The organism is Erwinia wuhanensis (assembly GCF_030484085.1).
Classification (GTDB): Bacteria; Pseudomonadota; Gammaproteobacteria; order Enterobacterales; family Enterobacteriaceae; genus Erwinia; species Erwinia aeris.
Window position 1 is genome coordinate 315103 of record NZ_JAUJUH010000002.1, and the last position, 12613, is coordinate 327715.

The window sequence follows — 12613 nt, forward strand, 5'->3', positions numbered from 1 at the left end:
CACCTTGATGCAGCCTTAGTTTTCTACCGCTGCGCCCGCCCGCAGGCGTAGCCGCATTATTACCACCAGCGCAAACGCCACCACCACAGCCGCTGCCAGATAAACGGTATCAATGCTCCAGCGCCCTATCAGCAGTCCCGCCACCGGCCCGGTGATGCCCAGGCCAAAATCCAGAAAGGCAGAATAGAGGCCGAGCGCCGATCCCTGGTTTTGCGGCGCCACCTGCCTGATAGCCTCCACGCCCAGCGCCGGAAAGATCAGCGAAAAGCCGGAGCCGGTCAGAAACGCGCCGATATCCACCACCAGCGACGAGTGCGCCTGCCAGATAATCAGCAGGCCAACGCACTCGATAGCGAAAGAGCAGGCGGAAACGCGCAGGCCGCCAAACCGGCTGATAAAGTTGCTGAACACCAGACGCATCGCCACAAAACCCGCGCTGAACAGCGTCAGCGAAAAGGCCGCGCCGCGCCAGCCGTGGCTGGCAAAATAGAGCGTGATAAAGGTGGCGATAACGCCGAAGCCGATGGTGCCTAACCCCAGACAGAGTCCGTACGGCCAGATACGGGAAAACACCTGGTTAAACGGAATGCGCTGGCCTGTAGTGACCACCACCGCCGCACGGCGAGACGCCAGCCAGAAACCAAAAACCGCCATCAGCACAATCAATCCGGCAAAACCAGGGATGCCGAAGGCGGCGTTAAGCATCACGCCCAGCGGCGCGCCCAGCGCCATCGCCAGATAGGTCGCTACGCCGTTCCACGAGATTACCCGCGCGCTTTGCGTGGTGCCGACAATATTAATGCCCCAGAGAATGGAGCCGGTGGCGGTCAGGCTTTCGCCCAGCCCTAACATAATGCGCCCGATAGCCAATAAAATCAGGCTGGTTAGCGGCGTGCTAAACATCACCGCCAGGATGCTGAACAAACCGCTGGCGCCGCACAGCACCAGGCCCATCAGCACCACTTTTTTCGGGCCGAGCAGATCGGCATAGCGCCCGGCCTGTGGACGACTGATCAGGGTAGCGAAGTATTGCAGGCTGATAATTAAGCCAGCGATAAAGGTGCTGTAGCCCAACTGGTTATGCACGTAGCCCGGCAGAACCGCCAGGGGCAGACCGATAGAGAGGTAGCAAAAGAAGGTGAAAATCACCACGGAAATAATGCGCTTGTTGAGCTGAGCGCTGGATAAGGCTGGGATCGCAGACATGTCAGAGCCGGAAAATAAGTGTGATAAGCCTCACATCATACCCTTAGCACAAGGTGAGATCCTGCGGCCAAATGTTACAAATTTGTAATAGGAACGGCGAGTTATCTCACCGTTAACGCATAGCGATCCACCGCCAGCGCGATCTCGCCTGAGGTTTTCAGCGCGCGCACCTGGCTAAACAGATCGCTGGCTTCCTGATAGGCTTTGCGTAGATAGCCCAGCCACTGTTTGATCCTGGCAACATGATAAAGCCCGGTATCACCCTGTTTTTCCAGCTGCACGTAGCGCTGTAGCAGCGTCACCACCTGCGGCCAGGGCAAAGGCGGTTCGTTATATTTGATCACCCGGCTCAGATTGGGCACGTTAAGCGCGCCGCGCCCGATCATCACGGCGTCGCAGCCCGTTACCCGCAGACAATCCTGCGCGCTTTGCCAGTCCCAGATTTCACCGTTGGCGATAACCGGGATACTCAGACGCTGGCGGATCTCGCCAATCGCCTGCCAGTTAATCCGCTCCGGCTTGTAACCATCTTCTTTGGTTCGCCCGTGCACCACCAGTTCGCTGGCGCCGGCCTGCTCTACCGCATCCGCGATTTCAAACTGTCGCGCGCCTGACTCCCATCCCAGCCGCACCTTCACCGTCACCGGCAAATGCGCAGGAACGGCTGCGCGCATCGCTTTCGCGCCGCGATAAATCAGCTCGGGATCTTTCAGCAGGGTGGCGCCGCCGCCGCTGCCGTTAACGGTTTTGGAAGGACAGCCGCAGTTCAGATCGACGCCCCAGGAGCCCAGCTCCACCGCGCGCGCCGCGTTTTCCGCCAGCCATTCAGGATACTGACCCAGCAGCTGAATACGCACCAGCGTGCCGGAAGGCGTACGGCTGGCGTGAAGCAGCTCCGGACAGAGCCGGTAAAAGGATTTGGCAGGCAAAAGCTGATCGACCACCCGCAGAAACTCGGTGATACAGAGATCGTAATCGTTGACGTCGGTGAGCAGTTCGCGCACCAGTGAATCAAGCACGCCCTCCATCGGGGCAAGTAAAACGCGCATGTCACAAACCGTTGCTGATAAAGGAAAGAGGAGGCTGGCTTAACCGCCAGCGAAAACAAGGGGATCGGGCGATCCCCTTTATTTACCGTTACGCCGGATTAGAACGACGCTGACGGGTTTTGTTGGTGCGCGGTGCGCCAGCGCTTTCGCCCTGACGACGTGGGCCGCTGCCCTGACGCTCCGACTGGCTACGCTCGCCGCTGGCTGCCTGGCCACGGCCACCGCCGTTACCGCTACGACCGCGTTCGCCGCCGCGATTGCCCTGCGGCGCGCCGCGACCACGGCCTGCACCGCCGCCACCGCCGCCACGCTGCTGACGACCGTTCTGAATCGGCTCCGCTTTGATGCTCGGATCCGGCTCGTAGCCTTCGATAGCGATACGCGGGATCTCACGCTTCAGCACGCGCTCGATATCGCGCAGCAGCTTGTGCTCGTCCACGCAGACCAGCGACAGCGCTTCGCCGGTGGCGGCAGCACGACCCGTACGGCCGATACGGTGCACATAATCTTCCGGCACGTTCGGCAGCTCGTAGTTAACTACGTGCGGCAGTTCGGAAATATCGATACCGCGCGCGGCGATGTCGGTCGCCACCAGTACGCGAATGTTGCCGTCTTTAAAGTCGCTCAGCGCACGGGTACGCGCGCCCTGGCTCTTGTTGCCGTGGATGGCGGCGGCGGTGATGCCATCTTTATTCAGCTGTTCAGCCAGATGGTTAGCGCCGTGCTTGGTGCGGGTAAACACCAGCACCTGCTGCCAGTTGTCGCGACCAATCAGGAAAGAAAGCAGTTCCCGCTTGCGCTTTTTGTCCACAAAGTGCACGTGCTGGGTAATCTGCTCGGAAGCGGTGTTGCGGCGAGCCACTTCCACCTGCTCCGGGTTATGCAGCAGTTTTTCCGCCAGGGTTTTGATCTCGTCGGAGAAGGTAGCGGAAAACAGCAGGTTTTGACGCTTAGCCGGCAGCTTGGACAGCACGCGACGGATATCGTGGATAAAGCCCATATCCAGCATACGGTCCGCTTCGTCCAGCACCAGGATTTCAACCTGTGACAGATCCAGCGCGTTCTGATGCTCCAGATCCAGCAGACGGCCCGGTGTTGCCACCAGCACGTCAACGCCGCCGCGCAGCTTCATCATCTGCGGGTTGATGCTGACGCCGCCAAAGACGACCAGCGAGCGCAGATCCAGATATTTACTGTAATCGCGCACGTTTTCGCCAACCTGCGCGGCCAGCTCGCGGGTTGGGGTTAAGATCAGCGCGCGAACGGGGCGGCGACCTTTTGGATGCGGGCTTGAGCTGCTCAGCAGCTGCAGCAGCGGCAGCGTAAAACCAGCGGTTTTACCGGTACCGGTCTGGGCGCTGGCCATCAGGTCGCGCCCGCCCAGTACGACAGGGATCGCCTGACGCTGAATAGGGGTTGGCTCGTTATAGCCCTGTTCGTTAACTGCACGCAAAATATCGGCATTAAGGCCGAGAGAATCAAATGACATAAAGTTGACTGACTCCGGTTCCGCCCTGACCGCGACAAGCGGTGTAGTTTCCAGGGGGAGAATATGACGCCAGGCTCAGCCTGACGCTTGAAAGGGGGCACAAACCACGGTGCGTAAGGGCCGGATTATAACAGATGTTCCACGCCCGGCGCGAAATATTCTTTCACGGTCAAAAAAGCGGCGGGTTTATCACGGAAACAGGGGCCGGGAAGCTGCAGGATGGCGGGAAGCTGCAGGATGGCGGGCCGTCGCGGCCCGCCCGGCGTTAACGGCGAACGCGCACCGGCTCTTTAGCCAGCAGCGAAACCACGGCGGGCCCGGTCAGCATGACCACGCCAACGCAGCCCAGCAGCAGGTTGTTATGCACTACGCGGGACAGCAGATACAGCACCAGCATCGCGGCGCCAAAATAGTAAGTGGTGGTGACGTCTTCCAGGAAGTCGCCCAGGCGACGTAAACGCGGCAGGCGCTGGGCCGGCAGCATGACGATAAAGACGCTGGCGTACATCGCCAGTAACACCGAGCTGACCTGGAACAGCGCATGATGCTGCCAGCCCCAGACAAGGGCGGCAATCAGCAGCAGGTGCAGCGTGATATGGACACAGGTTTGTCCGGTAACAATCTGAACACGATTGGACCATTTCATTATTTTATCTCCCGACAGACCTGACTGAGGTCTGCCCAAGCCTGGCTGTCACAGTAAGTGACAACGCATTTCATCAGACTACCGTAGTTCTTAATTAATGCCGTAAATTTCTGCACTTAGCGGCACACTTTTGTGACAAGGACTACACTTTACTCTTCCTGATCCGAAGAGGAGAGCGCGCACAGTATGTCACAAAAACCGCAAGGATTTTCATTAAAAGTCCTGACGATCAATACGCACATGGGTTTCAGCGCGACCAATAAGCGTTTTATTTTGCCGGAATTAAGGGATGCGGTCAGAGATACCTCGGCCGATATTGTCTTTTTGCAGGAGGTCATGGGCTCTCACGATCTGCACTCTATTAAGGTGCAGAACTGGCCCGACACGCCCCATTACGAATTTCTTGCCGAGATGATGTGGCAAGATTTCGCCTATGGGCGCAACGCCGTCTATCCTGAAGGCCATCATGGCAACGCGCTGCTGTCCCGCTTTCCCATTTTGTCCTATGAAAACCGGGATATCTCCGTAGAGGGCACGGAAAAGCGGGGCCTCCTGTACTGTAAAATAACGCTCCCCGACAGCGACAAGATTTTGCATACCGTCTGCGTGCATCTGGGCCTGCGGGACGCGCATCGCGCCGCTCAGCTAACCATGCTCTGCGAGCTGCTTAATAGTCTGCCGCCGGATGAACCCGTGGTGGTGGCGGGCGACTTCAACGACTGGCAGCAAAAAGCCAATAAAATATTACAACGAGGAGCGGGGATGGAAGAGGTATTCAGCCAGAAAAACGGCCGCCCGGCACGTACCTTCCCTGCCCGCTTTCCTCTGTTACGACTGGATCGAATTTACGTTCGTAATGCCGCCGTCAGTCATCCGCACAAAATACCGCTGCGACCCTGGTCGCACCTGTCCGATCACGCGCCTCTGGCTGTGGAGATACACTTATGAAAACGGAATGGCGTGACGGTAATCGCCTGCGCCTGTTGGCCAATGGCGAACAATATTTTCCCCGCGTCTTCGAGGCGATCCGCCGCGCAAAAGAGAGCGTGCTGCTGGAAACTTTTATTCTTTTTGAGGATGAAGTCGGGAAAGCCCTGCAGGAAGTTATTCTGGATGCCGCCACGCGCGGCGTAAAGGTTGAAATGCTGCTGGACGGCTATGGCTCTAACGACCTTTCGCCGGAATTTATCCGCAGTCTCACCTCCGCTGGCGTGCGCTTTATCTTTTACGATCCGCGCCCGCTGGTGCTTGGCATGAGAACCAACGTTTTCCGCCGCATGCACCGTAAAACCGTGGTTTGCGACGGTGAAATCGCTTTTGTCGGCGGCATTAACTATTCCGCCGAGCATAATTCCAGCTACGGCGAGGAAGCGAAGCAGGACTACACCGTCGAGGTCAAAGGCCCGGTGGTGGAAGATATTGCCCGCTACGTCAAGGAGGCGATCAACAGCGAACAGCCTGTCAGGCGCTGGTGGAACGGACGGTCGCACCGCGCCGTGCGCAACCGTGCGCCGGGCGATGCGCAGGTGCTGTTTGTCTGGCGAGATAACGACGAGCACCGCGACGATATCGAGCAACACTATATCGATATGCTGCGCGAGGCCAAAGAAGAGGTGATTATCGCCAACGCCTATTTCTTCCCCGGCTATCGTCTGCTGCGCGAAATGCGCTCGGCGGCCCAGCGCGGCGTATCGGTGAAATTGATCGTGCAGGGCAAGCCCGATATGCCGATCGTCAAGGTCGGCGCAGAGCTGCTGTATAACTATCTGGTCGGCGGCGGCGTGGAGGTATACGAATATATCCGGCGTCCGCTCCATGCCAAAATTGCCATCCAGGATAAATTCTGGTCAACGGTTGGCTCCAGCAATCTCGATCCGCTTAGCCTGTCGCTGAATCTGGAGGCGAATCTGATCATTCACGATCGCGCATTCAACCAGACCCTGCGCACCGAACTGGCGCGTTTGCTGGCCGAAGATTGCGTACGGGTGGATGAAGATAAGCTCCCTCCTCAAAACTGGTGGCAGCTGGGGAAAAGCATTGTGGTCTTCCACTTCCTGCGGCATTTCCCGGCGATTGCCGGCTGGCTGCCCGCGCATACGCCTAAGCTGGCGCAGATCGCGCCGCCGGTGCAGCCTGAAATGGAAACCCAGGATCGCGTCGAATCTGACAGTGAAAAAGAGAGGGCTAAATCCTGATGTCTCAGTCACATACTCGCTGGAAATGGATAAAAAAAGGGCTGACCGGCCTGTTTTTTATCGCGGTAATCGTGCTGCTGGTGATTTACGCCCGCAAGGTTAACTGGCATGACGTGCTTAACGTTATTACCAACTATAACCGCACGGCTATTCTCGCCTCCGTAGCTCTGGTGGTGGTCAGCTATCTGACCTATGGCCTCTACGATTTAATCGGCCAGGCCTACTGCGGCCACAAGCTGCAAAAGCGGCAGGTGATGCTGGTGTCGTTTATCTGCTACGCCTTTAACCTGACGCTCAGTACCTGGGTAGGCGGCGTGGCGATGCGCTACCGGCTCTATTCGCGGCTCGGCCTGAGCGGCAGCACCATTACGCGTATTTTTTCGCTCAGTATCGCCACCAACTGGCTGGGCTACGTGCTGGTGGCCGGTATCGTTTTCAGCAGCGGCGCGGTGCCGATCCCCAAAGGCTGGTTTATTGGCGAAGGCACGCTGCGCGCGATCGGCGTGGGGCTGCTGGCCTTTGTGGTGTTTTATCTTGCGCTCTGCGCCTTCTCCAAACGTCGCCGCTGGACGGTAAAAGGCCACAAGCTGGCTTTGCCCTCTTTCCGCATGGCGATGCTGCAGTTTGCGGTGTCCAGCGCTAACTGGCTGGTGATGGGGATGATTATCTGGCTGCTGTTTGCGCAGCAGGTTGATTATCCTCAGGTGCTGGGCGTGCTGCTGATCAGCAGTATTGCGGGCGTGATTATTCATATCCCTGCCGGGATTGGCGTGCTGGAAGCGGTATTCCTGGCGCTGTTGAGCGGCGAGCATCTGTCGCACGGCGCCATTATCGCCGGGCTATTGGCCTATCGCGTCATCTACTTTATCGCGCCGCTGCTGTTGGCGCTGGTGCTTTATCTGTGGCTGGAGAGCCGGGCGAAAAGCCTGAGGCATAAAAACCAGCAGGATATGCAAAAGCAGGCGTAAAAAAAGGGGCGGTAAACGCCCCTTGTTCATTAACGGCGGTTGCCGAAAATCCGCAGCAGCATCAGGAACAGGTTAATAAAGTCCAGATACAGTGTCAGCGCGCCCATAATCGAGTGGCGGCGCAGATTCTCTTTATCCCGCACATCAATATTCTCACCGATATTTTTCAGCTTCTGCGTGTCATACGCGGTCAGCCCGACGAACACCAGCACGCCGATATAGGTAACGGCCCACATCAGCGCGGTGCTTTTCAGCCAGAAGTTAACCAGCGACGCCAGCAGAATACCGATCAGCGCCATAAACAGGATACTGCCCATCCGGCTCAGATCGCGCTTAGTGGTATAGCCCCAGAAGCTCATTACGCCGAACATCCCGCCGGTGACCACAAAAGTGCTGGCGATAGACGAATAGGTATATAGCAAAAAGATGCTGGCCAGCGTCAGCCCGGTCAGCGCCGAATAGAGCATAAACAGACCGGTCGCGACCGCGCCGCTCAGCTTGTGCACCATGCCGGACAGCACAAAGACCACGGCCAGCTGGGCGATAATCAGCCCGTAAAAGGTAATTTTATTGGCAAAAACCAGCTGCATGACCGCAGGGGTGTTGGCGGCAAACCAGGACACGAAAGCGGTCAGCAGCAGACCGCAGGTCATCCAGCCGTAGACCTGCGCCATGTAGGTTTGCAGGCCCGTGGTGGCGCCGGAAACAATAGAACCGTTGGAACGAGGATATCTTTCCATGATGCTCTCCTTTAAGGTGAATTTACTGCTAAGTCTGGCACAGTCCGGCCGGGTTGGGCCAGCAGCGCCTGTAGCTTTTTCGTGACAAAAATTCCCCTTGCACCACAAACCTGGCCTGACGCCCCGCGACTGTATAAAGGTCAACCATTTTTTGCCGATAGAGTGAACACAGAGAGAACGCTTACCGGGAAGTCTGAGAACAATTTAATTCACTCCAGGGGTTCCTGATGAACAAGCCACACCAGAAGCGAAAAATGAGCACGCGCACCATGATGCTCCTGACCGGCGCATTAACTATCACGCTCGGTTTTACCATCACTATTGGTCTGCTCAGCTGGCAGTCCAGCCAGCAGCAGCGCAAAATCGCCGAGCAGTATCTGGGACAAATTGCCCAAAGCAACGCGCTCAGCGTGCAGCAAAGCCTTGATTACGCCCGCACGGTAGCCAGAGATATGGGCCAGAGCATTCTCGCCCTGCCCGCCGCTGGCGTGCCCGACCGCAAAGTCGCGGAAGAGTTAATGAAGGCAGCCATGAAGCAGAATCCGGACTATCTGTCGCTGTCGATCACCTTTGAAGCCAATGCCTTTGACGGCAAAGATGCGGAATTCGCCGCCCAGCCCGGTACGCCGCCGCAGGGACGTTTCGCGCGCTTTGTCGATCGCGACAGCGCGGGCAATTTCGCCATGCATAATCTGGAATCCATCTTCACGCCCGGCCAGGGCGACTACTATCTGATCCCGCAAAAGCTGCAAAAGGATGTATTGATTGAACCTTACAGCTACGCCTATAACGGCGTGCCGACGCTGCTGACCTCGGTGGCGGCGGTGATTATGGATAACGGCCAGCTGAAAGCGGTCGCCACGTCCGATATCTCGCTCGCCTCGCTGCAAAAAAGCGTGGGCGCGGTGAAGCCCTGGAGCGGCACCGGCTATGCGCTGCTGCTTTCCAACAAAGGCCTGGTGGTGTCCAGCCCTGACAAAGCGGAAGCGGGCAAGGCGTATAAAGGCGAAACCAACGGCTTTACCCAGGATGTGGTGCAGCATTTTGACCGCGTGCTGGGCGAGGATGTGCTGGAAACCTGGCGCCCTGTGACCATCGGCAACAGCCAGCAGCCCTGGTATCTGGGCGTGGTGGCGCCGGTCAGTGCGGTAATGGCTGAGGCCAACCGTCAGCTGATCCATGCGCTGATTATGATGGTGCTGAGCATTGTGATTGTCTGCGCCGTGCTGGGTGTGCTGTTCAGCCGAAAAATCTCCCGGCCGGTGGGCGGCGAACCCTCTCAGGCCGCAGAAATCGCGCTTGGCGTGGCGGAAGGCAACCTCAGCGCGGATATTCCGGTTGGTGCGCAGGACAGGCAAAGCATTTTCTTCGCCATGCAGACCATGCAGCAGCAGCTGCGCACGATGGTTGGCGAGATCATTTCCGCCAGCGATTCCGTCCGCCAGGGCGCAGAAGAGATCGCTTCCGGCAACCTCGATCTGGCATCACGTACCGAACAGCAGGCCGCCGCGCTGGAAGAGACCGCCGCCAGCATGGAACAGCTTACCGCCACGGTGAAGCACAATGCCGATAACGCGCACAGCGCCACCGAGCTGACCGATAACGCCACCGCTATCGCACAGCGAGGCGAGCAGCTGGTGCAGCAGGTGGTGGAAATCATGCAGCAGATTGACGAAAGCTCGCAGAAAATCGGTGCGATCACCAGCATCATTAACGGCATTGCTTTCCAGACCAATATTCTGGCGCTTAACGCCGCGGTGGAAGCCGCTCGGGCTGGCGAACAGGGCCGTGGTTTCGCCGTGGTGGCGTCGGAAGTACGCAGTCTGGCGCAGCGCAGCGCCAACGCGGTAAAAGACATCTCGGCGCTGATTGGCGAATCAACGCAGCGCGTGAATACCGGGGTTTCGCTGGTGCAGGACGCGGGCAGAACCATGCAGGAGATGAATACCGCCGTGAATTCCGTGAAGACGATTATCGGCGAGATCGTGCACGCTTCCGACGAGCAGTCGCAGGGCATTGGCCAGGTGACGGTGGCCGTCAACCAGATGGACGGCGCGACGCAGCAGAACTCCGCGCTGGTTCAGCAAATGTCCGCCGCCGCCGCTTCGCTGGAAGATCAGGCGAAACAGCTGGCGCAAACGGTACAAATTTTCAGGCTGGAATCGGCATAACGGAAGATGGCAGCCTCTTAGTGAGGCTGCCTTAATCGCTCAGGATAACGTCAGGCAAAAGCATCCGGGCCTTTGCGCGCCAGCGTATTCAGTACCCTTAACGCCGCGCCGTTAGGTTTCTTTTCGCCCCGCTCCCATTTGGAAATGGTTACCACCGACATATTGACGTATTCGGCCAGCATCGCCTGGCTGAGATCGAAACGCTCGCGCAGCTGCCGTATCGCCTGGCCGGGCATATCCTGCACCGCCGGAAGACGCTGGCGTAGCTCCTGCAATCGAACACGGGCATCAATGTAGTGCACGGTTTCAGCAGAAACGCCGCCGACTTCATGAAAGTCGTGGGCGATTTCCTGTAAGTCCTTTAAATGGTCAACCATCAAATTTAACCTCTCGCATTTTTCCTGCGGTCAGTGCTTCCTGCCTCTGACAGCGCTTATGCTACCGTACTAAGGACAGTAGCAAAGCGCAATATTTCACCAGATCGACTTAGTTTGCCCGTCCCAGACAGCTTTGATAACGTCCGTCCACGCGCTGCGCGAACCATGCGGTAGTCAGACTGCGGGTGATTTTCGGGCTTTCCAGCTTAATACCGGGCAGCATCTCGCGCGGCTGACGCCTGCCGGCATTTTTATCCGCCCGGGCAAACACCTGCTGCCATAAGTCGGTTTTTTCAAACGCCAGCGTTTCGCCTTTCTCCAGCGCGCTGCGGATGGCGCCGTCGCTTAACCCTAAGTGCAACGCCCGTACCGCCAGCTCGGTGGAGCCGGCCGCATCCGAACCGTACTGGATCAAATCGCCGTCCAGCGCCAGTTTAATGCCGCTAAGCCGCGCCACGGCAGCCTGAAACGCCGCGTTGCGGCTGGCATACCAGCCCGCGTTAAAATCCGCGAAGCGGTAAAGCGTTTTGCTGTAGTTAGCCGGATAGCCAAGCAGATGGCGGGTGCCGAACCAGACGCCGCCGCGACGGCTGAACACTTCCCGACGAATAGTGCCATCGATTGGGTAAGGGTAGCCATCGGCATGGGCCTCGGCAAAGGCAATGCTGACCTGCATCGGGCCGCCGGTGTGGATAGGGTTGAGGTTGCCAAACAGCGTCTGCCCCATCGGCACCATATTGATAAAATCATCAAAAATGGCGCTCAGCTCTTTTTCGCTGCGCACCTTGTCCAGCCTGTCGGTATAGCTCTCGCCGTTCGGCGATTTGATCCGCAGCGCGGTACGCACCACGAAGGAGGGAATATGCAGCTTGCCCGCGCGGCGGTCGATCTCGCCCCAGGCGATTTTCGGCAGGCCCGGCACGCTGGCGTTAGCATTAAAGGTGGTTTCCTGATCGGCGACGGCAATAACGGCGCAGACGTTGCTGACGGAAGGATCGAGCTTCTGGCTGGTGAACGCGGCGAAGATGTCGTCGGTCCAGCCCTGACGATCGCTGACTTTGGACGGCAGCAGCCGGGTGATCTGCGCTTTTACATCGGCCGGGCGCCGCTCGGGCAGCTTCTTTTCAGGCTGAGTGCTACAGCCTGCCAGCACCAGCAAGGCCAGCAGCGACAGACGTTTAACGGCGGAGTAAACCATGACTTTCCCTGTGTAAAAAAAATTTACCTCAAGGTTACACAGCGAAACATGATTAATCCATCAGAGCGGGCTAAAACAGCCCCGGAACGGCCCGCCCTTGCCGACCGGCGGCAAAGAACCGCTATGCCCAGCGCGAGGCGGCTTCTTTATCGCTGTCGCGGGCATCAACCCAGCGCTCGCCTTCCGGCGTGGCTTCTCTTTTCCAGAACGGCGCGCGGGTTTTCAGATAATCCATAATAAATTCCGCCGCCGCAAAAGCCGCGCCTCGATGTGCGCCGCTGACGCCAACCAGCACGATTTCATCGCCGGGAAACAGCTCGCCGATACGATGGATCACCGTCACGCGCTGCATCGGCCAGCGTTCGCGCGCTTCGGCCACAATCTCCGCCAGCGCCTTTTCGGTCATCCCCGGATAATGCTCCAGCGTCAGCGCAGAAACGTTATCGCCCAGGTTGTGATTGCGCACTTTGCCGGTAAAGGTCACCACCGCGCCATCTTCATCACAGGCGGCCAGCCAGCGGTACTCTTCGGCCATCTCAAACGGCGCCTGCCCTACTCTGATCCGGGTTTCCAT

12 protein-coding genes are annotated in these 12613 nt (G+C 58.1%); 4 read left to right on the forward strand and 8 right to left on the reverse strand.

The genetic code is table 11. The features are described from left to right. Positions 1-15: 15 nt before the first annotated feature. From QZH36_RS05875 to QZH36_RS05890, 4 genes are all read right to left on the reverse strand, one after another. A complete protein-coding gene (locus QZH36_RS05875; RefSeq protein ID WP_301729812.1) occupies positions 16-1206 on the reverse strand; it encodes an MFS transporter in 1191 nt (396 codons plus the stop codon). Positions 1207-1307: 101 nt separating this feature from the next. After that, positions 1308-2255, reverse strand: coding sequence for a tRNA dihydrouridine(16) synthase DusC (gene dusC, locus QZH36_RS05880; protein ID WP_301729813.1), 948 nt, complete (start codon positions 2253-2255; stop codon positions 1308-1310). 88 nt (positions 2256-2343) lie between these two features. Next, a complete protein-coding gene (gene rhlE / locus QZH36_RS05885; protein WP_301729814.1) occupies positions 2344-3744 on the reverse strand; it encodes an ATP-dependent RNA helicase RhlE in 1401 nt (466 codons plus the stop codon). A gap of 265 nt (positions 3745-4009) precedes the next feature. Then, complete coding sequence (locus tag QZH36_RS05890) at positions 4010-4390, reverse strand: YbhQ family protein (protein ID WP_253454822.1); 381 nt, start codon at positions 4388-4390, stop codon at positions 4010-4012. Positions 4391-4576: 186 nt separating this feature from the next. On the opposite strand from QZH36_RS05890, the gene QZH36_RS05895 reads away from it, so the two are divergent. The 3 genes from QZH36_RS05895 to QZH36_RS05905 are packed head-to-tail and all read left to right on the forward strand — an operon-like array spanning position 4577 to position 7553. Further along, positions 4577-5338: an endonuclease/exonuclease/phosphatase family protein gene (locus QZH36_RS05895; RefSeq protein WP_253454823.1), complete on the forward strand. Its 762-nt coding sequence runs from the start codon at positions 4577-4579 to the stop codon at positions 5336-5338. Continuing rightward, a complete protein-coding gene (clsB, locus tag QZH36_RS05900) occupies positions 5335-6585 on the forward strand; it encodes a cardiolipin synthase ClsB (protein WP_301729815.1) in 1251 nt (416 codons plus the stop codon). Before QZH36_RS05895 ends, clsB begins: the two co-directional genes overlap by 4 nt. Next, on the forward strand, positions 6585-7553 hold the full coding sequence (locus QZH36_RS05905; RefSeq protein WP_301729816.1) for a lysylphosphatidylglycerol synthase domain-containing protein: 969 nt from the start codon (positions 6585-6587) through the stop codon (positions 7551-7553). Before clsB ends, QZH36_RS05905 begins: the two co-directional genes overlap by 1 nt. A 29-nt stretch (positions 7554-7582) precedes the next feature. Here the strand turns inward: QZH36_RS05905 and QZH36_RS05910 are convergent, their stop codons facing one another. Continuing rightward, positions 7583-8293, reverse strand: coding sequence for a Bax inhibitor-1/YccA family protein (locus tag QZH36_RS05910; RefSeq protein WP_125288836.1), 711 nt, complete (start codon positions 8291-8293; stop codon positions 7583-7585). 227 nt (positions 8294-8520) lie between these two features. Between QZH36_RS05910 and QZH36_RS05915 the strand changes: the two genes are divergently transcribed. After that, complete coding sequence (locus tag QZH36_RS05915; RefSeq protein WP_301729817.1) at positions 8521-10464, forward strand: methyl-accepting chemotaxis protein; 1944 nt, start codon at positions 8521-8523, stop codon at positions 10462-10464. 50 nt (positions 10465-10514) lie between these two features. Here QZH36_RS05915 and QZH36_RS05920 read toward each other — a convergent pair whose 3' ends face one another. The 3 genes from QZH36_RS05920 to moaE all read right to left on the reverse strand — a co-directional run bounded on the left by QZH36_RS05920 (position 10515) and on the right by moaE (position 12613). Next, positions 10515-10841 (reverse strand): helix-turn-helix domain-containing protein, encoded by a 327-nt coding sequence (locus QZH36_RS05920; RefSeq protein ID WP_301251287.1) that lies wholly within the window; start codon positions 10839-10841, stop codon positions 10515-10517. Between the two features lie 109 nt (positions 10842-10950). Continuing rightward, positions 10951-12039: a DUF1615 domain-containing protein gene (locus QZH36_RS05925; protein WP_253454829.1), complete on the reverse strand. Its 1089-nt coding sequence runs from the start codon at positions 12037-12039 to the stop codon at positions 10951-10953. Between the two features lie 121 nt (positions 12040-12160). Beyond that, positions 12161-12613, reverse strand: a complete 453-nt coding sequence (moaE, locus tag QZH36_RS05930; RefSeq protein ID WP_125288839.1) for a molybdopterin synthase catalytic subunit MoaE — start codon at positions 12611-12613, stop codon at positions 12161-12163.

What these genes read in the sequence shown, in the direction of transcription:
- QZH36_RS05875 (WP_301729812.1), bottom strand. Translation starts at nt 1,206, where the DNA reads ATGTCTGCGATCCCAGCCTTATCCAGCGCTCAGCTCAACAAGCGCATT.
- dusC (WP_301729813.1), bottom strand. Translation starts at nt 2,255, where the DNA reads ATGCGCGTTTTACTTGCCCCGATGGAGGGCGTGCTTGATTCACTGGTG.
- rhlE (WP_301729814.1), bottom strand. Translation starts at nt 3,744, where the DNA reads ATGTCATTTGATTCTCTCGGCCTTAATGCCGATATTTTGCGTGCAGTT.
- QZH36_RS05890 (WP_253454822.1), bottom strand. Translation starts at nt 4,390, where the DNA reads ATGAAATGGTCCAATCGTGTTCAGATTGTTACCGGACAAACCTGTGTC.
- QZH36_RS05895 (WP_253454823.1), top strand. Translation starts at nt 4,577, where the DNA reads ATGTCACAAAAACCGCAAGGATTTTCATTAAAAGTCCTGACGATCAAT.
- clsB (WP_301729815.1), top strand. Translation starts at nt 5,335, where the DNA reads ATGAAAACGGAATGGCGTGACGGTAATCGCCTGCGCCTGTTGGCCAAT.
- QZH36_RS05905 (WP_301729816.1), top strand. Translation starts at nt 6,585, where the DNA reads ATGTCTCAGTCACATACTCGCTGGAAATGGATAAAAAAAGGGCTGACC.
- QZH36_RS05910 (WP_125288836.1), bottom strand. Translation starts at nt 8,293, where the DNA reads ATGGAAAGATATCCTCGTTCCAACGGTTCTATTGTTTCCGGCGCCACC.
- QZH36_RS05915 (WP_301729817.1), top strand. Translation starts at nt 8,521, where the DNA reads ATGAACAAGCCACACCAGAAGCGAAAAATGAGCACGCGCACCATGATG.
- QZH36_RS05920 (WP_301251287.1), bottom strand. Translation starts at nt 10,841, where the DNA reads ATGGTTGACCATTTAAAGGACTTACAGGAAATCGCCCACGACTTTCAT.
- QZH36_RS05925 (WP_253454829.1), bottom strand. Translation starts at nt 12,039, where the DNA reads ATGGTTTACTCCGCCGTTAAACGTCTGTCGCTGCTGGCCTTGCTGGTG.
- moaE (WP_125288839.1), bottom strand. Translation starts at nt 12,613, where the DNA reads ATGGAAACCCGGATCAGAGTAGGGCAGGCGCCGTTTGAGATGGCCGAA.